Annotated in this window: 18 protein-coding genes, 4 pseudogenes and 1 riboswitch; of the genes and pseudogenes, 10 read left to right on the top strand and 12 right to left on the bottom strand. The window is 48.4% G+C overall.

The window, feature by feature from the left end:
- The first annotated feature begins 47 nt into the window (after positions 1 to 47).
- Positions 48 to 464 (top strand): OsmC family protein, encoded by a 417-nt coding sequence (locus JCM2765_RS07505; protein ID WP_054735691.1) that lies wholly within the window; start codon positions 48 to 50, stop codon positions 462 to 464.
- 506 nt (positions 465 to 970) lie between these two features.
- Here the strand turns inward: JCM2765_RS07505 and JCM2765_RS07500 are convergent.
- The 5 genes and pseudogenes from JCM2765_RS07500 to JCM2765_RS07480 all read right to left on the bottom strand — a co-directional run.
- Positions 971 to 1756, bottom strand: a pseudogene (locus JCM2765_RS07500) (HAD-IIB family hydrolase); the annotation flags it as partial.
- Positions 1757 to 1938: 182 nt separating this feature from the next.
- Positions 1939 to 3068: pseudogene (locus tag JCM2765_RS07495) on the bottom strand (vitamin B12 independent methionine synthase).
- A gap of 430 nt (positions 3069 to 3498) precedes the next feature.
- Positions 3499 to 3975 (bottom strand): GNAT family N-acetyltransferase, encoded by a 477-nt coding sequence (locus JCM2765_RS07490; RefSeq protein WP_054735685.1) that lies wholly within the window; start codon positions 3973 to 3975, stop codon positions 3499 to 3501.
- Between the two features lie 427 nt (positions 3976 to 4402).
- Positions 4403 to 5062 (bottom strand): thiaminase II, encoded by a 660-nt coding sequence (gene tenA, locus JCM2765_RS07485; protein ID WP_054735682.1) that lies wholly within the window; start codon positions 5060 to 5062, stop codon positions 4403 to 4405.
- A gap of 60 nt (positions 5063 to 5122) precedes the next feature.
- A riboswitch (TPP riboswitch) is annotated at positions 5123 to 5219 on the bottom strand.
- Positions 5220 to 5264: 45 nt separating this feature from the next.
- Entirely contained in the window at positions 5265 to 6038 is a 774-nt protein-coding gene (locus JCM2765_RS07480) for an SDR family NAD(P)-dependent oxidoreductase (protein WP_054735679.1), read from the bottom strand.
- Between the two features lie 560 nt (positions 6039 to 6598).
- Between JCM2765_RS07480 and tkt the strand changes: the two are divergent.
- Together tkt and JCM2765_RS07470 are read left to right on the top strand one after the other, a co-directional pair.
- Positions 6599 to 8585, top strand: a pseudogene (gene tkt / locus JCM2765_RS07475) (transketolase).
- 26 nt (positions 8586 to 8611) lie between these two features.
- The gene (locus JCM2765_RS07470) at positions 8612 to 9319 is read left to right on the top strand and encodes a transaldolase (RefSeq protein WP_082405042.1); all 708 of its coding nucleotides are present in this window, start codon (positions 8612 to 8614) and stop codon (positions 9317 to 9319) included.
- A gap of 97 nt (positions 9320 to 9416) precedes the next feature.
- On the opposite strand, the gene JCM2765_RS07465 is transcribed toward JCM2765_RS07470, so the two are convergent.
- From JCM2765_RS07465 to JCM2765_RS19260, 6 genes and pseudogenes are all read right to left on the bottom strand, one after another.
- The gene (locus JCM2765_RS07465) at positions 9417 to 10184 is read right to left on the bottom strand and encodes a helix-turn-helix domain-containing protein (protein ID WP_082405041.1); all 768 of its coding nucleotides are present in this window, start codon (positions 10182 to 10184) and stop codon (positions 9417 to 9419) included.
- Between the two features lie 256 nt (positions 10185 to 10440).
- A complete protein-coding gene (locus JCM2765_RS07460; protein WP_054735676.1) occupies positions 10441 to 11484 on the bottom strand; it encodes a uroporphyrinogen decarboxylase family protein in 1044 nt (347 codons plus the stop codon).
- A complete protein-coding gene (locus JCM2765_RS07455; RefSeq protein WP_054735672.1) occupies positions 11481 to 12185 on the bottom strand; it encodes an amino acid ABC transporter permease in 705 nt (234 codons plus the stop codon). The genes JCM2765_RS07460 and JCM2765_RS07455 overlap by 4 nt, the downstream gene beginning before the upstream one ends.
- Positions 12182 to 12892, bottom strand: coding sequence for an amino acid ABC transporter permease (locus tag JCM2765_RS07450; RefSeq protein WP_054735664.1), 711 nt, complete (start codon positions 12890 to 12892; stop codon positions 12182 to 12184). Before JCM2765_RS07450 ends, JCM2765_RS07455 begins: the two co-directional genes overlap by 4 nt.
- A gap of 15 nt (positions 12893 to 12907) precedes the next feature.
- The gene (locus tag JCM2765_RS07445; protein WP_054735661.1) at positions 12908 to 13735 is read right to left on the bottom strand and encodes a transporter substrate-binding domain-containing protein; all 828 of its coding nucleotides are present in this window, start codon (positions 13733 to 13735) and stop codon (positions 12908 to 12910) included.
- A gap of 4 nt (positions 13736 to 13739) precedes the next feature.
- Positions 13740 to 14527 (bottom strand): annotated as a pseudogene (locus JCM2765_RS19260) (amino acid ABC transporter ATP-binding protein).
- Positions 14528 to 15151: 624 nt separating this feature from the next.
- Between JCM2765_RS19260 and JCM2765_RS07435 the strand changes: the two are divergent.
- Positions 15152 to 16060 (top strand): metal ABC transporter solute-binding protein, Zn/Mn family, encoded by a 909-nt coding sequence (locus JCM2765_RS07435; protein WP_054735658.1) that lies wholly within the window; start codon positions 15152 to 15154, stop codon positions 16058 to 16060.
- A gap of 182 nt (positions 16061 to 16242) precedes the next feature.
- On the top strand, positions 16243 to 16797 hold the full coding sequence (locus JCM2765_RS07430) for a TIGR01440 family protein (RefSeq protein ID WP_054735655.1): 555 nt from the start codon (positions 16243 to 16245) through the stop codon (positions 16795 to 16797).
- A gap of 325 nt (positions 16798 to 17122) precedes the next feature.
- On the opposite strand, the gene JCM2765_RS17120 is transcribed toward JCM2765_RS07430, so the two are convergent.
- Positions 17123 to 17266, bottom strand: a complete 144-nt coding sequence (locus tag JCM2765_RS17120; RefSeq protein WP_156301719.1) for a hypothetical protein — start codon at positions 17264 to 17266, stop codon at positions 17123 to 17125.
- A 226-nt stretch (positions 17267 to 17492) separates the two neighbouring features.
- Here JCM2765_RS17120 and JCM2765_RS07425 point away from each other — a divergent pair, with 226 nt between their 5' ends.
- The 5 genes from JCM2765_RS07425 (at position 17493) to JCM2765_RS07405 (ending at position 23770) form a co-directional block, all read left to right on the top strand.
- Positions 17493 to 17846, top strand: coding sequence for a PadR family transcriptional regulator (locus JCM2765_RS07425; protein WP_054735652.1), 354 nt, complete (start codon positions 17493 to 17495; stop codon positions 17844 to 17846).
- Positions 17839 to 18933, top strand: coding sequence for a DUF4097 family beta strand repeat-containing protein (locus tag JCM2765_RS07420; RefSeq protein ID WP_054735650.1), 1095 nt, complete (start codon positions 17839 to 17841; stop codon positions 18931 to 18933). Before JCM2765_RS07425 ends, JCM2765_RS07420 begins: the two co-directional genes overlap by 8 nt.
- 244 nt (positions 18934 to 19177) lie before the next feature.
- Positions 19178 to 20911, top strand: a complete 1734-nt coding sequence (locus JCM2765_RS07415; RefSeq protein WP_054735648.1) for an ABC transporter ATP-binding protein — start codon at positions 19178 to 19180, stop codon at positions 20909 to 20911.
- Positions 20911 to 22800: an ABC transporter ATP-binding protein gene (locus JCM2765_RS07410; protein WP_054735646.1), complete on the top strand. Its 1890-nt coding sequence runs from the start codon at positions 20911 to 20913 to the stop codon at positions 22798 to 22800. The genes JCM2765_RS07415 and JCM2765_RS07410 overlap by 1 nt, the downstream gene beginning before the upstream one ends.
- A gap of 13 nt (positions 22801 to 22813) precedes the next feature.
- A complete protein-coding gene (locus tag JCM2765_RS07405) occupies positions 22814 to 23770 on the top strand; it encodes a hypothetical protein (RefSeq protein ID WP_054735644.1) in 957 nt (318 codons plus the stop codon).
- The last annotated feature ends 62 nt before the right edge of the window (positions 23771 to 23832 follow it).

Raw genomic sequence — 23832 nt, 5'->3', positions numbered from 1 at the left:
ATGGTACAATGAGACCAATTATAGCGTTACGAGGAGGATCCACACTTATGGGAAAATACATTGTCCATTCAACACTACGCCCCATCGGTACTCAGGTCATGAACCGAACCGGTGGTCACACATTTCTAGCAGATGAACCCGTTGTCGCCAAAGGGACTGACGCTGCGCCAAACCCAGTTCAATATTTGCTGGCCGCCGTTGGGAGCTGTATGAGCGTTACTGCTCGTGACATCGAAAATGACGATCAACACCTGACTGTCAAAAAGTTTCAAGTTGACGTCTCGGGCGAAACCACAACGTATCAGGATGGTAGCTCACGCGTCACCCACATTACCATCAAGATTACGGCTGAAACCAACCTCACCCCATCTGATCACCAGTTCTTCTTGAATGAAGTGGTGAGAAAGTGTACGGTGCATGAATCGTTGGTTGGGTCGATTCCGATGGATATTGAGTTTGTGTAGCGCAGAGCGTGGAACGAAGCGGTTAAAGCGCGAAATGTAAGGTAGAACCCGCAGAAAGGCCCGATTTTTGGGCCTTTTTGCGGGTTTTACCTTACATGCAGCGCTTTGCTTCGTGGAACGCGTTTCGGCGCGGTGGCCAAAACGTACCGGCATTCAAGCCACCACTCGCTTAAAGCAACCCCAACCAGCACAGTCACAAATGGCGCCGAAAATTGTTGCCGGAGAGCGCTGTTGCCAAATACGCTGTTGATTTCTAGGTGGTTTGTTTTCGTGCTTTGAGGCTGGTTTCTGCAATGTTGCGACGTCGACAAGGATCGAAATAACTTCTTAACTTGTACATTCCGAAACGCTCATCTATCAGCTCGCTACTGTTATCTAGCCTAAACGCGCAAAAAAATGCAGACCCCAGCCATATAAGACAAAGAACCCTAGATTCCAGGCCCAGGAATCTAGGGGTTCTTTGTCTTATATTCTGGGGTCTAAACGCATTTTTTTACGCTCTGCTCCTACAACGCCTCCGCCAACGTCTCCAACACCCCATCATGATTATTATCAACCGTCGTAACATGACCAGCCGCCTGCTGGATGTTTGCTGCGGCGTTTTTCATGGCGTAGCTGTGTGGGGTCAGCGTCAACATGCTCAAGTCATTGCCGTTGTCGCCGAAGGTCATCACTTCGTCATCCGCAATCTGGTAGGCCTCCTGCAACGCCCGGATACCGGAGCGCTTGTTAGCCTTGCTGGAACCAATCAATTCCGTGTTAAAGCCTGAGGTTTCTGTTGATAACGCTTCAGGTAATGCACGGCTTAACGCTGACGAGGCTGCTTGGAAATCAACGTGGTCCGCAAAGTTGATCGCGATTTTCGTAAATTGATCGGTCACTGAATGGCCCACCAACTTGGCGAGACTCGGTACCGACACAACGGGCCGGTAGTAGTATTTGACCACCTTTAACGCTTCTGGTGAAATATCAGTGCCCACGTAGGTACCGTTTAACCCGGCGACCACTTCTTGATTAATGTCGTTGCCGCCAAACCGTTGGTGCAACAGATTTAACACGCTGTGAACTTGGTCATCCGAAATTGGGGTGATCTGCTTCAGCTCGCTACCACTGTGCACGATGGCGCCATTTTGAGAGATAAAGTCTATCTCATCCGCCACTTCAGCAAACTTATACCGCAACCGCTGGTACTGAGAGCCACTGGCTGCGACGAACCGGATGTGCTTTTCCTGCATCACCCGGAAAAGCCGCAGAAAGCGGTCCTTATCGTACGTCCGGTCATCCCGCAAAAACGTCCCGTCATATCCACTGCAACTAGTTTAATCATGTCAGTCCCTCACTTCTTTAGTCTGCTATCTATCTTACCGGAAATTTAGCGGAATCTCAAAGCCGAAATAAAGACGATTCCCGCCTCCGTGTCCAGTTTAACTGACACTTACCGGGAATCGTCTCGATTTAATCTTCTATAGTATAGTTAGGCTTCTGGCCAAACCGTTTCGGCAATCTCCTTCACCAAGGTTAACTTAGCCCATTGTTGGTCTTCCGTTAACTGGTTACCTTCTTCGGTTGACGCAAACCCACACTGCGTTGATAGTGCCAAGTTTTCAAGTGGCACAACTTTAGCGGCGTCTTGGATGCGTGCAATCACGGCGTCCTTATCCTCTAATTCTGGGAATTTTGAAGTAATCAAGCCCAGTACCAACCGCTTCTTTGGCGCGTTGTTCCAGATCCGTGCTAGTGGCGCAAAGCTCCCGGCCCGTTCGTTATCGTATTCCAAGAAGAGGCCATCGTAGTTCAATTGACCCAAATAATCAGCCACGTCATCGTAACTACCAGAGAACAGGTAGGTTGACTTAAAGTTCCCACGACAGATATGGGTTGCGACAGTTAAGTCTTCAGGTAAATCCTTCAAGAAGGCGTTGATGACCCGAACGCCATCTTCAGCTAACTTCACGTATTTAGCATGTTCGTCCACTTGGTCTTTGGTTTCGTTTAACTTGCTAATCAAGAAGGCCCAAGTCGTGTCATCGATTTGAAGGTAACGACAGCCGAGGTCGTAGAAGTGCAAGGCCGTATCGTGGTAAGCTTGCGCAACGTCTGCCAAGTAAGCGTCCCAAGTTTCGTAAAATTCGTTCCAGCGGTCACTCCGGTTGTCACGGAATAACATCGTTGGTGATGGAATGGTTTGCTTGACGCGCACGTCAGCTGGCGTGATTGCTTGGAGGTACTTGAAGCTGTCGTAGAATGGGTGATCCGGGTTAGCGGCAACTTTGCCAGTAATTTCAACGTTATCGGTCCGCGTTGTGTCACCCTTGAACTTGTAGCTCTTGTGGTAGTCGTACTTATCGACCCGGTCAAGTTCCATAAGAAGTCTAAGTGCCACCAACTCCGGTTAAATTCACCATCAGTCACGTCCTTAAAACCTAACGCAACTTGTTTTTCAACGATCCGCTTTGTTTCTTTACGTTGAATCTCAGTGAGTTCAGCGGCAGTGATTTTGCCGGCTGCTAAATCCTTGTGGGCTTGTTTTAAATCTGCTGGTCGTAATAAGCTACCAACGACATCGTAACGGTTTGGGTATTGGATTAAAGTAGTTTCAGTCATGTTAAATTGCCTCCTGGAAGTTAACGTCAAAGATTGCTAAGAATAAAAAAAGCCGCCCCCTGTCTCTACGACAAGGGGCGACAATGCGCGGTACCACCCTTACTGTGTGCGATCACTCGCACCTCATCGAGACGCAAGTGCGTCCCGAACACGTAACGGTTGCCACCGAATGACCAGCCCAGCGGACCAATCACCAACTACTCAGAGTTCATCTTTGTCAGCGTAACGACGACTCCTTCCCACCAACCGGAGTTCTCTGTAGACGCGCAACTGACGCTCTTCTCTTCAAAGTTTTTAATTTGACGAATTAAAATTTAATGACAAATATAGTCTGATTATGAGCAGTTGTCAAATTTAATTTTCAGTTTTGTTAAAAATACTCACCTGACGTCGCTACCCTAACTCACGACTAGCAACGCTTCCCTCGATTTCAAAGATTCATCAAATACCAAACGTTACATGCCCCGTGTTCTGATTGCGGTAACGGTTGGTCGAGCTGTTCAAAGCCCACTTTCAGGTACAACTGATTGGCCGCCAACATCGTATCAAAGGTCTCCAGATAGAGCTTTTGATAATGCTGTTTGGCAAATTCAAAGCACGGTGGTAAGAGTTGCGTTGCCGTACCGTGGTGTCGGTATTCAGGATCAACGTAGAGTTTCTGCAACTCGGCAATGCCTTCTTCTGGTGCAATGGGGCCAACGCCGCAGCCACCGACTACCCGACCGTCATCCGCTAGGGCCACGAAGTATTTGGCAGCCGGAGTTTTGGCGTACCATTCGCTTAAGTGGTCGACGAACGGATCGTAGTAGGCCGTGTGCGGGAGGTTGAGGTGAAGCTGTTCCAGACAAGTTCGCAGGATGTGCGCCATTTGGGCGTCGTCTTGTGGGGTGATTTCTCGAATTTCCATTATTTCCATCTGCTTTCGTTATCGCTTTTGAGTTATTGTACTGGTGTGGTGGGGGTTGTGCAAGGGGCTGGGGAAAAGTTAGCGTTGAACGAGATTGAGGTTAGCGGCTTTAGATTGATTGTGACCGTGCTTTTCGACAACGTTCTGATAGTGTGTTATGGATAGGTGCGTTTTAGCACCCCACTTTGTGGTACTGGCGACGTGCTTTCTGGCAGCGTTGGTTTCGGCTCTGATTTGGCTTTGATTTCTTGGCGATTAGTTACCTTGGTGAAGTTTGTCAACGATTGTATTTTCAGGCCACCACGCCGAAACGCGTGAAAAAAATCAAAGTGTTATGTATAAGGGCGCCCAAGCAATATCAGTCAAGGACCGGCTGATATTGCTTGGGCGCCCTTATACGCCACACTTTAACCGATTTTTTCACGCTCTACCACTTTTGCTCATCCAACGCCATCTGCCAAAACGCCAACTCATACGCACTACTCCGCACAAAGGACGTCTGCATCTTCGCGCGCGTGTCGTCATCCGCTTGTTCGGCCGCTTGGTTCGTCAGCGCGATCATTTGGTTGACACTATCCGTATAGGTATCGCTATCGTACGTTTCGATCCACCGTTGGTACAGCTCTTTTGGTGAGCCTTGCGCGACTAGTTGCTGGCCAATTTGGTTATAGAGCCAATAGCATGGCAACAAACCCGCAATCGCTTGGGCTGTCGTGCCCCGGTAAAGTTCCGCGTACATGTGGTTGACGTAGTTGTACGCCGTTGGCGCGATTGGGGTGTGTGCTAATTCGTCATCCGTAATGTTGAGTTGCTCAAAGAACCCCTCACGTACGGCAATTTCGCCGTCTTTTAAGCCCTGTGCACCGGCCATCAAGAAGGCCTTGGCCTTGTCATCCGTTAATTGATCGGCAATCTGTTCGTGCAACTTACCAAACTCGCTCAAATAGTACCGGTCTTGAATCAAATAGTACCGAAATACCTCACTGGGTAAGCTCCCCGCACTCAACTGGTGAATGAACGGATGGTCAAAGCTCTTCTGCCACAATGGGGCTGCCGCCGTATGGATCTGATCTGTAAAAGTTGTCAAAATAGGTCCTCCTCAAGCGCAAAAAAGCCGACCGGAGTCATCCCCAGTCGGCAGTTAGTTAGCAAGTCACATTAACTTTCCTACGCGAGGGTTAGCTCACAGGTTCAAAGGGTTCGGTTCGACACCGTCTCAGCAAATTGCGCCCCTAGTTAATTTAAATTAAGTTCTGTTGCCATTATAGCACAAGTTTCGCAGGCGTCGTCTAACGTAGCAAATACCCACCATCAACCGGCAACATCACGCCAGTCACGTAATCCGAGGCTGCGCTCGCCAAGAAGACCATCGGCCCCATCAATTGGTCTGGTGTGCCCCAATCGCCCGATGGAATGTGCCCTTGAATTTCAGGACCACGGACAGGATCATTTTGCAACGCCGTGGTCATATCCGTTTTGATATATCCCGGCGCAATCCCGTTAACTTGAATATGGTCTGGCGCTAAGGCATCCGCGTAGGCCCGCGTTAATCCTAACACGGCATGCTTACTAGCGGCATATGGGAAAATTCGCTTACCTGCTCGGTACGATTGCATCGACCCGATGTTAATGATTTTGCCGTGTTGTTGCTTGACCATCACCTTAGCGGCCGCGTGAGACAAGTAGTATAACCCGTTCAAGTTCACATCGATCACTTTTTGCCAGTCTTCATCCTTGAAATCGAGCACGTCGTTTCGAATCTGGATGCCCGCGTTATTCACCAAGATGTCCAAGTGACCAAACTGTTCCAGAACTGCAGCTATAATGTGATCAGCCGCATCCGGATCCGTAATATCTTGCTGTAAGAACCCGATCTGCTGACCATTTTGCTCAACCTTTTGTCGGGTATCATCCCAACCATTCTGGGACGCACTCACCACAAAGATATCCGCACCGTAAAGCGAGAGTGCTTCTGAATAAAATTGTCCCAGCCCACGGGCGCCACCCGTGATCAACGCCACCTTACCGTTCAGCGAAAAACTACTTCGATCAAACGTCGTCATTTGAAGTCCTCCTCATCGATTGTTTTCACCTCAAATTTTAACCCTTTCGCGAATTCAGAACCAGCAGCGGACCCAAACAAATCTCGAAGTTGCAAAATAATTCAGCTAGAACCTCGCTTTTTAGCAATCAATCGAGTATCATAAGATTAACCTTTTCAAAAAATTACATTAAATTCCCTTTAATTTTTGGAGGTTTCTTGAAACAAATTTGAAAGTGATTGGTGCATTCCTGAATTTCGCGCCACCATTCCCTTATGAAACTTGCTTTCATATTTTTTCAAGGTACTCATTTTTGCTTCTCAATTTGTTTAACTTGCTTCGCATCACGCATTGAAATGATCATTATTTCAATATTCCAATCAACGTCCTTTAATTTTCAGTTCGTTACCATCCCATGGTGCTTCTTCCCGGAAAAGCCAATGGTAACGTGCTTTCAAGCCGATTTAATTTGTTGGAATTAGCCTGAAACAATCATAAGTTTCAGCTATACCATTCCCGGACCAATGAGTTGACAGAATCGGTTTAATACCTTATATTTTCGGACATAGGAGCGTGATGACATGCAAAATAGTAACCTAGACCAAAGATCAATCAACGCCTTAAGATTCTTAAGTGTCGATATGATTGAGAAGGCTAACTCTGGCCACCCTGGTCTCCCATTAGGCGCAGCGCCAATGGCTTATACTTTATGGACTAAACATTTAAACATTAACCCAACCGACCAAAAATGGGTCAACCGCGACCGCTTTATTCTCTCTGCCGGCCACGGTTCCGCTTTGCTTTACAGCCTGTTACACCTGTCAGGTTTCCAGTTGACCATTGACGATTTGAAGCAATTCCGTCAATTAGGCAGTAAAACCCCTGGTCACCCTGAATACGGGGTGGTTGACGGCGTTGAAGCAACGACTGGTCCCCTTGGTCAAGGCTTTGGGATGCTGTCGGGATGGCAATGGCTGAAAACCATTTAGCTGCTCAATACAACCAACCTGGCTTCAACATTATGGATCACTACACCTACGCGTTAGCCGGTGATGGTGACCTGATGGAAGGCATTTCGCACGAAGCTGCTAGTCTTGCTGGGCACTTGAAGCTTGGTAAGTTGATCGTCTTATACGATGACAACAGCGTGTCGTTGGATGGCCCAACCGATATGGCCTTTACCGAAGACATCACCAAGCGGTTCGAAGCTTACGACTGGCAAGTATTGCACGTGGCTGACGGTAACGATGTGGCTGAAATCAGCGCCGCTATCGAATACGCTAAGCAACATACCGACCAACCAACCTTGATCGATATCAAGACGGTGATCGGCTACGGTGCCCCAGATGCTGGGACCAACGCCGTTCACGGGAAACCACTTGGCTCCGCTCACATGTCGTACGCCCGCGAAAACCTGCACTGGGACTACGATCCATTCGAGATTCCTTCAGACGTCCAAGACGGCTTTGACGAAAACGTTCGGGCCCGTGGCATCGCGACTGAAGAAAAGTGGAACGCCTTGTTTGAAGCTTACGCCGTTCAATTCCCTGAACTGGCTGATAAATTCTTAACCGGCTTCAAACCCGTTCACGCCGAACTCGACTTACCCGTCAGTCACGTGGGTGAATCCGAATCTGGCCGTAACACCAGCCAACGGGTCATTCAAGCCCTCTCTGAACAACTCCCTAGTTTCTGGGGCGGTTCAGCGGACTTGTTTGCCTCAAACAAGACCAACGTTAAGGCTGCTGACGCATACGAAGCCGACAACCCACTGGGTAAAAACATCTGGTTTGGGGTGCGTGAATTCGCCGAAGCCGCTGCCGTTAACGGCATGATCTTACACGGTGGCATCCATGCATTTGGTAGCACCTTCTTCGTCTTCTCCGATTACATGCGGGCAGCGATTCGGTTAGCGGCGATCCAAAAGATCCCCGCAACCTACATCTTCACTCACGACTCTGTCGCAGTTGGTGAAGATGGCCCAACCCACGAACCAATCGAACAACTGATGGGCTTCCGGGCAATGCCAAACATTAACGTGATCCGGCCAGCTGACATCAACGAAACAACGGCGGCTTGGAAGGCAGCTCTGGCTTCAGCCCATACACCAACCCTGTTAGTGCTGACTCGTCAAAACCTACCAACCTTACCAGAAACCGAAAACTTAGCTGACGAAGGCGTTTGCCGCGGCGGCTACGTCTTATCGCCAGCCCACGCTGACAAACCAGAAGGCATCTTGATTGCCACTGGTTCCGAAGTGAAGGCCGCAATGGACGCCCAAGCCAAGCTCCGTGAGGCTGGCCACGACGTTTCCGTTGTTTCCCTCCCATGTTTCGAACTCTTCGATTCACAACCAGCCGAGTACCGCGAACAGGTCTTACCTGCCAGCGTCACCAAGCGGGTCTCCATCGAAATGGGTACGACCTTTGGCTGGGAACGCTACGTTGGTTTGGATGGCAAGGCCATCGGGATCAACAACCGTTACGGCGAGTCTGGCAACCCAGACCAAATCATGAACAGTTCGGCATTACCGCCGACGCCGTTCGGGATGCTTACTTGGATTTATAAACTAAACTTGATGAGGTGAATTAACATTGGCTACTCCAACGTTCAAAACTAAGATCTACTCCGATGGTGCTGATTTAAAAGATATGCAGGCCATCAACCAAAATGCATTTGTCACCGGCTTTACCACTAACCCTAGCCTGTTAAAGAAGGCTGGCGTGACGAACTACCTCGAATTCGCTAAGAAGGCTGTCGCAACCTTCCCTGACGAATCGATCTCTTTCGAAGTTTTCAGTAACGACTTCGACACCATGGCTAAAGAAGCCAAGTTGTTGCACGACCTCGGCCCTAACGTTTACGTGAAGGTACCGATCCGCACAACTGACGGCAAATCAACTGCTGGCCTGATCAGCGATTTAACCGCCGCTGGCATCCAAGTCAACATCACGGCGATTGCCACCGTTGACCAGGTGAAGGAAAGTGTTGCTGCTATCGCCCCCGGTACCCCAAGTATCGTGTCGATCTTCGTGGGCCGGGTTGCTGATACCGGTGCTGACCCAATGTCATTCGTCCGTGAGAGCGTTAAATTAACCGCTGGTCGCGACGAAGTTGAACTCCTCTGGGCAAGTACCCGGGAAATTTACAATATCATCCAGGCCGAACAAGAGGGCGTGGACATTATCACCGTTCCACCGACCATTATCGCTAAGTTAGTCTCTAAGTTTGGTCAAACTGGCGACGAAGTCACGATGAACACTGTTAAGGGCTTTGAAGCTGATATTAAAGCCACTGGTTGAACATTTTAGACTAACTTCAACCCCTAATTAAAGCGCACCACAGATGCCTGATTCATGGCGTCTGTGGTGCGCTTTATCGTTCCCTGAGTAGTCGTCCTTAATCCGTTGCAACCATCGTTTCACTGGTCACTGCACTAAACGGATTCAACGGTCCATGTGTGGGTTCCCTATGCTGATCAAACGGAAAGTAGGTCTTCCCAATAACACTGCGCATTAATTTGGGTAGGTCCGACGCCGTTAACAACCGTGCCCGGCTCACGTAACTTCCTTTATGTTGCACGTATGCGTAGTTCATGCCCTTCTTGGGAATCATGCCAACACGAAAGGTTAACCACTGACCCTCGCCAAAAGCATTATCCGTAACAAACGCTTTAACTGGCTGTGGCGTTTTAACCCGTTCCTGTTTGTGACGACCATTTTGAAGCGTCACCGTCTCCGTTTCGATCTTAGTTGGGGTCTTTGCCGGCACAACAGCATAACCGCGCACCGTTGGCAAAAACGGGTTAAAGCGATCAATCAATTCGTTCTGAGTATACCGGCCCCAACTGAGGATCCCCAATCCAATAATGAGGATCAAAATCACGCCACCTAACCCAAATAACCACCGCCGATAGCGACGCTTTAACCGCACATCTTGACTAATATCGGCGACCACTTTAGATTGATCCGCCTTTAACAGGTCGTCTAATGATAGATTCAACACTGTGCTTAACTCAACTAAAACATCCAAGTTGGGATAGGACGTTTCCGTCTCCCATCGTGACACTGTTTGTCGCGTCACGTGTAGGCGTTCTGCTAGGTCTTGTTGTGTCAGGCTTAGTGCTTGCCGCTGCGTTTGTAGTTGTTTGCCGAAGGTTAATGTCATGGTTGTCTCCCCTGCTCTCCTGTGTGCTTTTGATGTGTTTAGCTTACCTGAGTTGGGGGTGTTGTGTCGAGCAATTAGGGTGTTGCAGGAGTGTGCAACGTAGATTTAACATCGTTAAACCGTACCCGATTTCCCGGGAAATTATCGCAACAAAAAAATAACGCCACCACTTTCAGATTGAAAGTAATGACGTCATTTTCATGACTATTTCTCGGATATTTAAAGGGAAATTAAGCCAGCGTTCGATAAAACTCGCTTATCTTCCCTCCGCCGCCAACCGGCCACTATCAAAGTTAACCGCCGACCGCAACGCATAAATGTTCTGCTCTGGCACCAACTGACTTGCCACACACCCCGGGCCGATGATCAACCCATGGCCGTTAACTTCATCAATAGCTTCATGAACGTGGTTTTCAACAGCTTCTGGACTACCGGTAACTAAGATGCTTGGCTTTTCAACTTTGCCAGCTTCATTATAGTAAGGCAATTCGTGTAAGCCACCGATCAACACTTTATCGGTTAACTTGCGGGCTTCTGCCAGCGTTGGACTCACTGACCGATCGTGCCAGTTAAGCGCTTGAACCGGGTAGTCTTCAATTAAATCAAAATAGGTGTTATCACCATGGATATGTGCCACGTTGAACCAGGTCTTATCCTTAAATGCATCTAACACTTCTAAGTCAAATGGTCGACCGAACTCTAAGTATTCCTCACGCGTAAAGAAGTTTGAAGTTGCCGTTTGGGTGGCGTAGAAGAAGCCATCAACACCGGCGTTAATGTTTTCGTTCACGAAGTTGATCGTGGTTTCAGCTAACGCTTGAAGCGCCTGCTTAACACTTTCTGGGTGTTCTTTAATGTCTAAGATCAACCGGTTACCGGCTAACTTCAGCGCCGTGGTGAGTGGGTTAAAGATGGTCTGGATAAATGGAAATTGGCCTTTTGATAATTCGCCAACATACTGAGCCAACTCAACTTGCTTACCATAGGTGCCGTAACGGCCTGGTAATGGTTCGATGCGTTCCCAGTCCTTGTAGTTTAAGATACCGGGACGATTTAAGATTGCGGGATGGTCCCGTTGGGCGAAGTAAGTTACTTCAGCCCCGTAATCTTCAACCCCGTAGAGGCCAAATGGCATTAATTTGATGAAGTCAAAATCATACTTCTTAGCGTATTCAACTTGTTTGCGTGCCAATAGTCTGGGACTTTGGTCGTATTCGGGCATGTGGACCCATAGGTTAACGGCGACCCGGTCAACGGGTTGGCCTTTCAAAGTTGCTTTGATGCGTTCAACGTGGTTCATAGAGCAGTGCCCCTTTCATATCGGCGTAAGTACGTTTCGTATTTTGAAAAAATAAAGGTGAGAATGACACACAGGATCCAGTAGACGATGGCTGCGGCCACAAATGATTCAATGTAATGAGCGTTAAGGGATGATTGCAACTTGGATTTCGCGAAGATATCAACGAAGGAAACCAAAAAAGCAAGGGAAAGTTGCCGAATCAGTAACGTGTAGTAGTTCAAAATCTTCGGAACAGCTTCGGTGAGTGCTTGGGGTAACCAAACGGCCGTAAACTGTTGCGTGTGGCTGTAACCAAGGGCTTGGGCAGCCTCTAGTTGATCAGAACCCACTGACTTAAACGACCCGCGCACGATTTCGGCCAAAAAACTGGCTGAGTAGAGCGTATAACTCACAATGATCGCGTACATTGAGCTGATGTGTTGCGTATCGATGCCCCAGTGAAACTGATCACTGAACACTTTCACAACAACTGGTAAAGCGTAGTAGGTCAGCAACAAATGAATCAGTAATGGCATCCCCCGGAAGTAGGAGGTGTACACGCGGTAAATGCCGCGAACAATGCCAAAACGTGAGTCATGTAACTGCCACAAGATCGTCCCAATGATGACGCCTAGAATTAAAATCAACACACTCAGCGCTAACGTCTGCGGAACGACCGTCCAAATCGCCCAAAAATCAGTGGCTAAAATACTCGTATTCATGACAACCGTCCCTCCCTTGTATCGCCAATTTTATAACGATCCGTTCGCCGCTCAACAGCGTGAACGATCGTCGTTAAGATAACCGTAATGACCCAGTAGATGACGCCCGCACAGAAGTAAGTCAGGACTGGCGAGGCGGTGTAATCCGTTGAAACAATCGTGTCTGCCTGTCCCATCAAATCAACCGTGCCTAACACGAATAACAGTGATGATTGATGAACGAGGTTAATGACTTCGTTACCCAGACCAGGTAGCGCAACCGACAGCATTTGCGGAATCACCACGTGAACGTTGGTTTGCCACTTGGTATATCCGGATGCGTAAGCTGCTTCGTGTTGATCAACCGAAATTGAACGGTAAGCTGGTCGTAAGATTTCGGAGAGGTAGGCGCCATAGTACACAACGAACGCAATGACACAAAAGACCATTTTATTCACTGCTGTCATATCGATGCCCGTCACCGTCAAAACCAGTAATGGCACCCCGTAGTAAACAATGAATAACTGCAACACCACGGGAACGCTTCTGACAAACGAAACGTACACGTTCAATAGATACCGCAACCACTTATGACGACTCAGTCTCCCTGCCGTCACCAACGTTGCCAACAAAAATCCTAAGATCCAGGCAACAACGATAAATGATAGCGTAACTGGAACCCCCGTTGCGAGTTGTTTAAATAAGCCAATAATGCCATTTACGCTCATGCTAGTTCCTCCTGACTACTTTTCCTTCACTTGGTATTTGAACACATCTTCACCAAAGTACTTCTTCGATAACTTGGTCAACGTGCCGTCCTTCTTCAATGCCTTCAAAGCTTTGTCAACGCGCTTAGCAAGTGCGGCGTTCTTCTTGGTGAACAGGAAGTAAGTTGGGAAGGCCCGAACTGGTTCTGAGGTGGCAACGTTGGTCAACTTCAAGCCCTTGATAATGTCGGCTTCGCCTAAGTTAGATGGATCAATCATCACGTCGTACTTACCATTGTTAACATCTTTCAATAATTGTTGCGTTGGGAATGAATCACTCGTCTTGATGTTGACCTTTTGGTTAGGGTGTTGCTTGTTCCAAGTGGTCAACAGGTTATACATCCCACCATCTGGGTTAACTGGCGCAATGTTTAGGCCCTTCAAATCACCCAAGTTCTTGATGGTTTTCTTAACGTTCTTCTTGTTGCTATAAACCTTAACGAGGCTCAATGCATCGTTTTCAGCGCCAACATGGTACTTCTTGACCCGTTCTGGGTTGCTGTAAAAGCCGTTTGCTGCAAAGTCGTACTTCTTAGAATCCAAGCCAACGAGTTCAGCCGTTTGATCGACCGCGTTGAGCTTAAAGTTAACGTTGCCCAACTTCTTTTGAACGGCGTTGATAACGTCGACTTCGTAACCAGTTAACTTACCGTTTTGTTCGTAACTGAGGGGCTTGCTTGCTGTCGAAACTGCAACTTGGTAGGTCTTCTTATTGCTGCTTGAAGATGATTTACCACAAGCCGTTAAAAATACCGCGAGAACTAAAGTTAATACAATTGATAATGAACGCCATTTCTTTGTCATATGCCTATACCGCCTTATATTGATTAATATTTGTAATTTGTGCACTTACTTGTTGCTGATGAGTTGAATAATTGCTTAAGAATGCTTTGGTCCGCTCGCTTTGTGCTTGATGGAAAATTTCATGCGATGAACCACTTTCAACGATTTGACCATTTTCCATAAAGATGACTTCATCAGAAATCTCTTCGGCAAACTGCATTTCGTGGGTGGCCAAGATAATCGCGATGCCCGCTTCCTTCACCTTACGAATCGAGTTCAGCACTTCTCGGGAAAGCTCAGGGTCAAGGGCACTCGTTGGTTCATCAAACAAAATCACCTTTGGATCAAGTGCCAAGCCCGCGCGATGCTGACCCGTTGTTGCTGACCACCTGAGAGTTGACTTGGATAAGCCTTGGCTAAGTCCTGCACCCCGACCTGTTCAAGGAAGGTGAAGGCCCGCTGTTCTGCCAACTTCTTATCCGTCTTCTTCACTAACACCTGTGGCTGGATGACGTTTTGCAACACCGTTTGGTTCCGGAACAGGTTGTATTGTTGGAACACCATCGCCGTTTTGCGCCGTAACGCCAACGCATTTTTCTTGTTAACGTCAGTTGCGGTGACCTTCACGCCATCGATTTCGATACTGCCTTCCGCTGGTGCGTCCAACAGATTGATGCATCGCAACAACGTGGTTTTCCCAGTCCCACTAGGACCGATCAACGTAACCGCTTGGCCAGCATCCGCGCTCAAGTCAATGCCGTTCAAAACGGTTTTTTCACCAAACGCTTTGTGGATATTTCGAACTTCAATCATGTGTAACCCTCCATTTCCATCGTTAACTCAGTTTTAATCGCAAAAAAACGCCCCTTTACCCATCTCTGCTCAAGATAGATAAAGGGACGCTTCACCGTGGTACCACCCTTTTTCGCCTAGCTCGCCTAGGCCTCAACAACTCGTGTTCAAGTTAGGGATGGTAACGCATCCTTGCGGCCTAGCAGCTTTCACCACTAAGCAGGTTCTGGGCTCATCTTCCCCGTTCGTTGATTATCCGTTCGCAACAGCCGGACTTTCTGTAAATCAACCGCAACAGGTACTCTTCCCGTCAACACCAAGTATTAAAATACGATTAAATTGATTACCCTGTATGTTAGACCGCTGACGTTTAATTGTCAACGGACATGCTGAAATCGTATAAGCAACGGGGGTTGCACCATGATAAACGTTGTTATACCAGTAGCTCAGCATGATAGATTTTTTATATCACGAATGGAATAGGCCGTCTAAATCATTACATTTAAATGAGAACGTTACTACTCTAATTGACATTTTTTTGCGATTCTAGAACTTCTTAACGCAAATTCTTCCGCCACCCGCCAACCTATGCTATTCTTAAAAGAGTAACTATTACTTTTTACATTTCAGGAGGCTGTCATCATCATGCTGTTTAAACGCCAGATTTTGCCATTGATTACCTTAATTGCCATTAGCTTCAGCCTTTTGGCACTCTCTGGCTGTACCCCAAACACCCAAGCCAAGCGGACTCATCCACAGTCGATTCGCGTTGTTAGCTCACTCGATTTTTACGGTGAGGCTGCCAAAGCAGTCCTTGGCGATAAGGGGACCGTCACTTCAATTATTGATAAACCCAGCATGGAACCTCACGAATTCGAGGCGACGACGCAAACCGCTAAAACGGTAAGCGATGCTGACGTCGTTATTTACAACGGTCTAGGCTACGATTCTTGGATGACACGGTTGACGCAGGATACCCAAGCTGCGACCGTCAACGTGAGTGGCAATGTAATGCACAAAAACGATGGCGATAATGAACACGTCTGGTACGATATGAAAACCATGCCGAAGTTAGCCCGTTATTTGGTCAAAAAATTCTCGACCTTACAGCCTCAAAATAAAGCTTACTTTGCCGCAAATGCTAAGCGGTACATTAACTCATTAACGCCACTACAACGCAAGGTTGCGCAATTAAAAGCGAACAGCAACGGCGCGCGGGTCAACGTCAGCGAACCGGTTTTCGACTACGCCTTAACCGAAATGGGTTACCATCAAAATAACAACCACTACGCGCAAGCCGTCCAAAACGACACCGATCCATCACCAAAGGATATTAAACAGATGCAGGCTGACATTACCAATCACAAAATCGCCTTCTTCGTGGTTAACAGCCAAGAAATCAGTAAAATGACCACTAACCTACTACAACTGGCCTACAAGTCTCACGTGCCCGTCGTTAAAGTGACGGAATCACAACCGGCTCATACCACCTACGAACAGTGGATGATGCGCCAATTTAACCAAGTTCAAGCGGCCCAGCGCGCAACTGACTAGTCGGCCAAGGCGTCTGACTTGAAAGTCTGGGAATGGCCTGTTATATTATTCGGGGATTGAGCGGATCAGCACAGATTCTCATCATAATTTCAGATTGATAAGCCTAGTGGATTGTAATTATTCACCAGTGAAGGTATGATGGTCTTTATGAAGCGTCATCATACATAAGGAGATCGAGTAGTATGGAACTTGAAAACATTAAAGCATCATTAACGACCGCACTAACTGAATACTTTGAACAGGTCACACTGCCCGAAAACGGCCTCTTCGTTCTGGGCTTCAGTTCGAGTACCGTCATGGGCGAATGGATGGGTCAAGCGACCAACGCAGAAGTTGGCGACGCTGTGATTCAAACCATTTTACCCATTCTAAATGCGCACCACGTCAATCTGGCCGTCCAAGGGTGTCAACACATTAACCGGGCCCTTCTTTTGGAACGCGAAGTTGCTGACCGCCGCGGTTACGAAATCGTGAGCGTGGTCCCCGCCCTTCACGCCGGTGGTGCCGGCCAAGTAGCGGCCTACAAAGCCTTTAAGGACCCCGTTGAAGTTGAGCGGATTACCGCTGACGGTGGCATGGACATTGGTGACACCCAAATTGGGATGCACGTCCGTTGGGTTCAGATTCCCGTCCAAACTAGCGTCAAGGAAATTGGTGCCGCCCACACGACCTTCCTGACTTCTCGGCCAAAGCTAATTGGTGGGGAACGAGCGATTTATGAGTGGCCTGAAAAGTAGTTTGGGCTGATTCGCAGTTGTTGGATTTAAACGATGATAAATTAAGGGCGTCATGACTTCCCGGGTGGGATGTCGTGACGCCCTTTTTGTGTTGGTTTTGATGATTCGTTTTTTGATTAGCGGTGATTTGTTTGAGACTGGCAGATAGCCGCCACATAACTCTCTCTTGTCACACGCTCAAAAACGATAGCTTTCCCTTTAACAACTGCTGCTTGGCGACGCGCCTTCAGGCAACATGGTTTTCGGCGCCACTTGAACTGTTGTTTTCCGCAGGTCAGTTATTACGTGAAGTTTGATCAGACCAGCTCGTTCTGGCAGCCGCGCTTTAACCGCCTTGCTTCGCGCTCTTATACTCCACCTCATACGACTCAATCCCATGCGCCTCGAAAGCGTTTTCTAGAATCTGTGCAATTTCACTCATATCCACCGTTTTTGGAAACTGAATAATGACATTGTTTTTTTCGGCCATCCCGATCACCCCGTTTTGAATTAACTCCATTATACGAACATACATTCGGAAACACAATCGATTTTAGTGGTTTTAAAAAAATTCCCATACCCACTCCGCCATAATCGTTGCCACCACAGCATTTAGTCAACGCATTAAGTTTAACTTTTAAAATTAGTTTGACACACACAGTAATATGGATTACATTGTTATGTGTCAAATAGTAATTTATTAAAAGGAGGTTGCCATGACAACGCGTCACGATATTTCAAAGGATCTACTGCGTGGTGCCACCGATGGTATCATTCTTAACATTTTATCGCAGGGCGATTCGTACGGCTACCAAATGGCTCAGCAAATCAACACGCTGTCCAACGGCGCCTATCAAATCAACGAAGCCACGCTCTACACCGTCTTTCGGCGTCTCAGTAAAAACGCCCTCATCGAAAGCTACTACGGCAGCGAAACTCAGGGTGGCCGGCGCAAATACTACCATATTACCGATGCCGGTCTGGCTGAACTCACTCAGTTCCGCCAAGACTGGGAATTTGCTAAAAACACCATTACGCAACTCACGACAGGAGTGCTCAAACATGATTAATGACAACTTAATTACTACTGAACTTGATCAAATTTTTGCTGGTTATCCCAAAACGGACGACCTGCTTGATTTCTACAACGAAGTTAAAGCCGACGTTCAAGAAAGTGCGCAGGACTTGTTGGACAACGGTGAAGCAGCAACTCCAGAAGAAGCCGTTCACGCTGCGGTTACCGGCCTTGGTGACCTTTCAGAACCACTGCAACTCGTCAGCGAAACCAGCGACCAAGCCATCACTGAAACCTACCAAACTGGCGCGGTCGTTGAACAAACCTTCGCGGCTAACCAGATTCAACACATTATTTTGAACGTTGAAGACAGCCGAGTTCGGTTTATTCCTAGCGCTGACAACCAGATTCATCTTCGTCAGTACCAGCAACCTAAACTGGCCTCAAGCCAACTTCAGATTCACCAACTTCAAGATACCCTTCAGGCAACCGCATCCGCGCCTAGTTGGCTCCACTACCTTATTCCGTTCCGACACCCAACGTCTCAAATCGAATTAGCCCTCCCGCTAGATTTTTCGGGCAGTATCGAACTGCGGCTAAAATCTGGTGCACTCACCATAACCGACCTTCAAGTCAACGCGGACTGCACCCTCAGCTTAACGTCCGGGACCGTCACCATTACGCAGGCTCACCTTCACTCGTTAAACACCCAACTGACTTCGGGGAGCTTCAAGGCGGACCATTTGACGGCTGACCAGCTGAAGGTAAACGCCACATCCGGCGTCATTCGCCTCAATAACACCACCGCCAACTTCAACATCAATGCCCATTCCGGTAGCATTAAAGGGAGCAGTCTCACTGGTCACGGTAGTTTCTCCGCCCACTCTGGTAGTATTAAACTGGATTGGTTGACCGTCGATGGCGATCTTAAGCTTGATGCGCACTCTGGCACCATCAAGACCCAGCAACCCCAGCAAGATCAGTTCAAATTCAACCTGCAATCTAACTCCGGTACCGTCAAAGTCGACCGATCAGCCAACTTTGACGTTCAAGTGCAAGGCGCGGCAATTGGCCAAACTGGTGCTGAACCAAGTTACACGCTAACGGGAACCGCCCATTCTGGGACGATTAAGTTGCAGTAGGGACTCATTAAAAACGAACACGGTGCTCAAATTACCCGATTTTAACCGCACCACTTTCATCAAGACACTGCCCGACTCCAGCCGAGTTTGGGTGGTGTTCTTTTTTATTTCACATCCCAAGAAATAATGCTAACCTTTACCCATAATTAAGTGTAGAATAGTTCATGTTTACGAATTGTTAACTAATCTACCGGTCTTGTTAACTATATTATCAATTACGCAGCTAATGAAAGGAGCTGGTACGATGCTTAAAATTGCCAAGGGACGTGTCTCCTACCTCGCCGTGATCGGCGCGGTCCTCTTTATGACCGTCCAGGTGATTGCAAACCTTAATCTCCCCAGTTTGACCTCCGATATCGTGAATAACGGGGTTGCAACTGGCGATATCAGCTACATCTGGAAAACCGGCGCGAAAATGGTCGCCTTTTCCCTGCTCAGTATCGTTGCGGCAATCTGTAACGTCTTCCTTGCCGCCCGAACGTCTCAAAAACTGGGCCAAAACCTCCGAAGCGATATTTATCGCAAGGTCATGAATTTTTCAACCGATGAATATAATCAAGTGGAAACCTCTTCACTGATTACCCGGACCACCAATGACGTGGTTCAAATTCAAAACGTGGCGATCATGATGCTGCGGATGATGATCATGGCGCCAATTATGTTGATTGGGGCGAGTTTCTTAGCGTACAGCAAAGACCACCAATTAACGCTGATTTTCGTGGTGTCACTACCACTATTAGCCATCTTTATGGGCATCATGCTGAAATTTGCGATGCCACTCTTCCAAGCGATGCAAACCAAGACCGACCGCATCAACCGGATCTTCCGTGAAGGGTTGACCGGTGTCCGGGTCGTTCGAGCATTTCGACAAGACCAGTTTGAACAAGACCGGTTTGAAGACGCCAACTTGGATTACACCAAGAACGCCATTAACGTCAACACGATTCTTGCGTTGGCACTCCCCGTCATGACGCTGGTCATGAGTGGGACTAACGTGGCGATTATTTGGTTTGGGGCTAAATTGATTGGGAGCCAAGCGATGCAAGTCGGGAACCTGATTGCGTTCATGACTTACGCCGTTCAGATCCTAATGAGCTTTATGATGCTCTCCATGGTCCTGATTTTCATTCCACGGGCGCAAGCTTCAGCTAAGCGGATCCAAGAAGTCTTCGATCTGCGGTCAACCCTTAAGATCGCATCAAATCCCGCTCCACTGACCGCTACCAATCAACACGATCTGAAATTCGACCACGTCACTTACCGTTATCGCAACGCGGAACAACCCGCGTTGACCGATATCGACTTTGACGCCAAGAGTGGCCAAACGGTTGCCATCATCGGTGGGACTGGTTCTGGGAAAACCTCGCTGATCAACTTAATTCCCCGGTTCTACGATATCGAAAACGGGACGATCACCCTTGATGGGCATAATCTAACCGACCTCTCCCTATCAGAACTCCGGGATAACGTTTCCCTCGTCCCTCAAACGGCAACCCTCTTTACCGGGACGCTACGTGAAAATATGCAATACGGGAAACCGGACGCTACCGATGAAGAGATTTGGCATGCGTTAGACATTGCGCGGTCTCGCGACTTCGTTGAAGCTGACCCAGCCGGGCTCGACCTCCACGTTGAACAAGGTGGTGGCAACTTCTCCGGTGGTCAACGGCAACGGTTAGCGATTGCCCGGGCTTTAGTTAAGCAGTCAACCGTCTACATCTTTGACGACTCGTTCTCCGCACTGGATTTTAAAACCGATGCCGACTTACGGGCTGCACTTCGCCAAGACGCCCACATCCAACAAAGTATCACCATCATCGTGGCCCAACGGATTGCAACCGTGGCCGATGCTGACTTGATTCTAGTTCTGGATAACGGGAAGTTAGTTGGTAAGGGCACGCATAAAGAATTGCTCGCCAACAACACCGTCTATCAAGAAATCGTCAACTCGCAAATTCGAGAGGAGGCAACCAACTAATGGCTAAGGAAGACACACACACAACGAGTCACGGACCCGGCCACGGCCCAGGTGGTGGCCGATTCCAAGGCGTCGTTGAAAAGCCAAAGAACTTCTGGGGCACCACTAAGCGCCTGATGAGCTACATGTCAGACCGCATCGTGGGTCTGGTGCTCGTGTTGATTTTCGCGATCACCAGCGTTATTTTCCAGATTCGGACGCCAAAGATCCTCGGGAAAGCAACCACTGAAATTTACAAGGGTGTCATGAAGGGCACGTCGCAACAAAATGCCGGCTTTGACATCAGCAAGTTGCCGATCAACTACCAAAAGATCATTCACATTATCATCATTGTTGGGATTATGTACCTCGCATCCGGTGTTTTCAGCTTCCTGCAACAGTACATCATGACCCTGATCTCCCAAAAAACCGTTTATAAGTTGCGGGGCAACATGAAGCGTAAAATGCGCCTTGTGCCGATCAAATACTACGATACCCACAACAACGGTGACATCATGAGCCGGGCCGTTAACGATATGGATAACATCGCCAACACCCTGCAACAAAGTCTCACCCAAGCGGTTACCAGTACCGTGACCTTTATTGGGACGCTATGGATGATGCTGACGATCAGTTGGAAGTTGACGCTGATTGCCTTGGTCACCATCCCACTGAGTTTGATCATCGTTGGAATTGTGGCACCACGTTCGCAGAAGTATTTTGCGGCGCAACAAAAGAGCCTTGGGTTGATGAACAATCAGGTCGAAGAAAACTACACCGGCCAACAAGTGCTGAAGAGTTTCAATAAGGAAAACGACACCATCGTGACCTTTGAGGAACAAAACAAGCAGTACTACCAAGCCGCTTGGAAGGCGCAGTTCATCTCCGGGATCATCATGCCGTTGATGATGTTCTTGAACAACATCGGCTACGTTTTCGTCGCTATCATCGGTGGAATCCAAGTGGCCCACGGGACCGTTACCCTTGGGAACGTGCAAGCCTTCTTGCAGTACACCAACCAGTTCTCACAACCAATTTCGCAATTAGCCAACTTGATGAACACGATTCAGTCCACCATCGCTTCTGCAGAACGGGTCTTTGACGTTTTGGATGAAGAAGAAATGGCTGACACCACCAAGGACGCTCAACCTGCCAAAACTGACAGTGACAGCCTTCTTGAACTGGAACACGTTCAGTTCGGCTACAACGATAACGAGTTGCTGATGACCGACTACAACCTTAAAGTTAAACCGGGTCAACAGGTCGCCATCGTAGGGCCTACCGGCGCTGGGAAGACGACCATCATCAACTTGCTGGAACGCTTCTACGACATCAAGGGCGGTGCCATCCGCTTGAACGGCGTCGACACGCGCAGCCTTGACCGGGAAGATCTCCGCTCCCACTTCGCCATGGTGCTCCAAGATACCTGGCTATTTACTGGGACGATTTACGATAATATCAAATACGGCCGGGAAAACGCCAGCCACGATGAGATTATCGACGCGGCTAAGGCGGCTCACGTGGATGAATTTGTCCGCAAACTGCCCGATGGCTACGATACGATCTTGAACGAATCGGCTTCTAACATTTCGCAAGGACAACGGCAACTGGTGACGATTGCCAGAGCGTTCGTTGCCAACCCTGAAATTTTGATTTTGGATGAAGCGACGAGTTCCGTTGATACCCGGACCGAAGTTCAGATTCAACACGCCATGAGCGAACTGTTGAAGAACCGGACCAGCTTCGTGGTGGCCCACCGACTATCAACGATTCAAAATGCCGATAACATCATCGTCATGAACCACGGTTCGATTGTTGAAACCGGGAACCATAACGATTTGATGGCCAAAAACGGCTTCTACGCTAACCTGTATAACAGTCAATTCGCCAACGGCGTCTCATTCAACTAAGGAGGTTGTCATCGTGAAGAAATCAATGAAACTCGTGCTGTCAGCCGCCTTACTTGGACTGGCACTTGCGGGCTGTGGTAAAGCGTCCCTCACCGTTGACGATCACCACTTAACGCCTAATGGGATGGCCGCAACCATTAAGGGCCGCAGTAACCAAAAACAGGTGCACTACACGATCAACGGTGGTGCACAACAATCAAAGACGACCAACAACGGCGGCTACTCGATCACCCTGCCGGCTAAGTCTTACCAACAAACGGTGAAGTTAACGACCGCTGGCCAGCACCAAACCGTCACGATCGCTAAAACTGGCAAGCTGATCAGCTACCAGAAGTTCCAAACTGCGTATAACCAAGCACTTGCCTTTACTAAGTTATCAGCTGCTGATCAAAAAACGGCGACCCAGCTTTCAAGCCAGGCCGCAGCGTTAAAGAAAGAACAGGCCAGCATCACCGCTAAAGTCGCGGCTGCGAAGGCCAAGTTAAAGGCAGGCGATACCAGTGCTTCAGCCACCCTTCAAACGGAAGCTGCCAAAGCAACTCAGCTTAAAGCGAATGCGGCTAAGCTTCAACAAACGCAAGCTGCCTTAGCACCTAAGATGAAACAAGCGCAACAACAGGTTAAGTCGCAGACACTGCCAACAACTGCCAAATCAGGCATCAGCAACCTGTCGACCACCTCAGGCAACACGTTACGGGCTAACGTCCAAAACGGCCAGGTGATTGGCCTGACCTTGATGGTGCCAACATCTGCTTTGAAGAATAAGGACGATGCCAAAACCTTTATCACCAGCTTCTCGCTACTGGCAACCAGCGTGGGCGCCAACGCCAAGCACGTGTTGAAGGCTTTCTCGGATAAGGCGAACAAGAAGAATACCAGTCAAACAACTACCAGTACGATCCACTCAAATGGGTTATCGTTTGATTTGGGGTATTCGACGAGTACGTTGTACATTTATGTGACGAAGTAATTTACGATTAGTACTAATAAGAAAGCTCTGAAGGGAACCAGTTCAGGGCTTTTTTATTACGC

The sequence above is a fragment of the Secundilactobacillus similis DSM 23365 = JCM 2765 genome (genome assembly GCF_001311075.1).
Taxonomy (GTDB): Bacteria; Bacillota; Bacilli; order Lactobacillales; family Lactobacillaceae; genus Secundilactobacillus; species Secundilactobacillus similis.
Note: the sequence above shows the minus strand (reverse complement) of the source record. Positions and strands in the feature narration are given on the sequence as shown.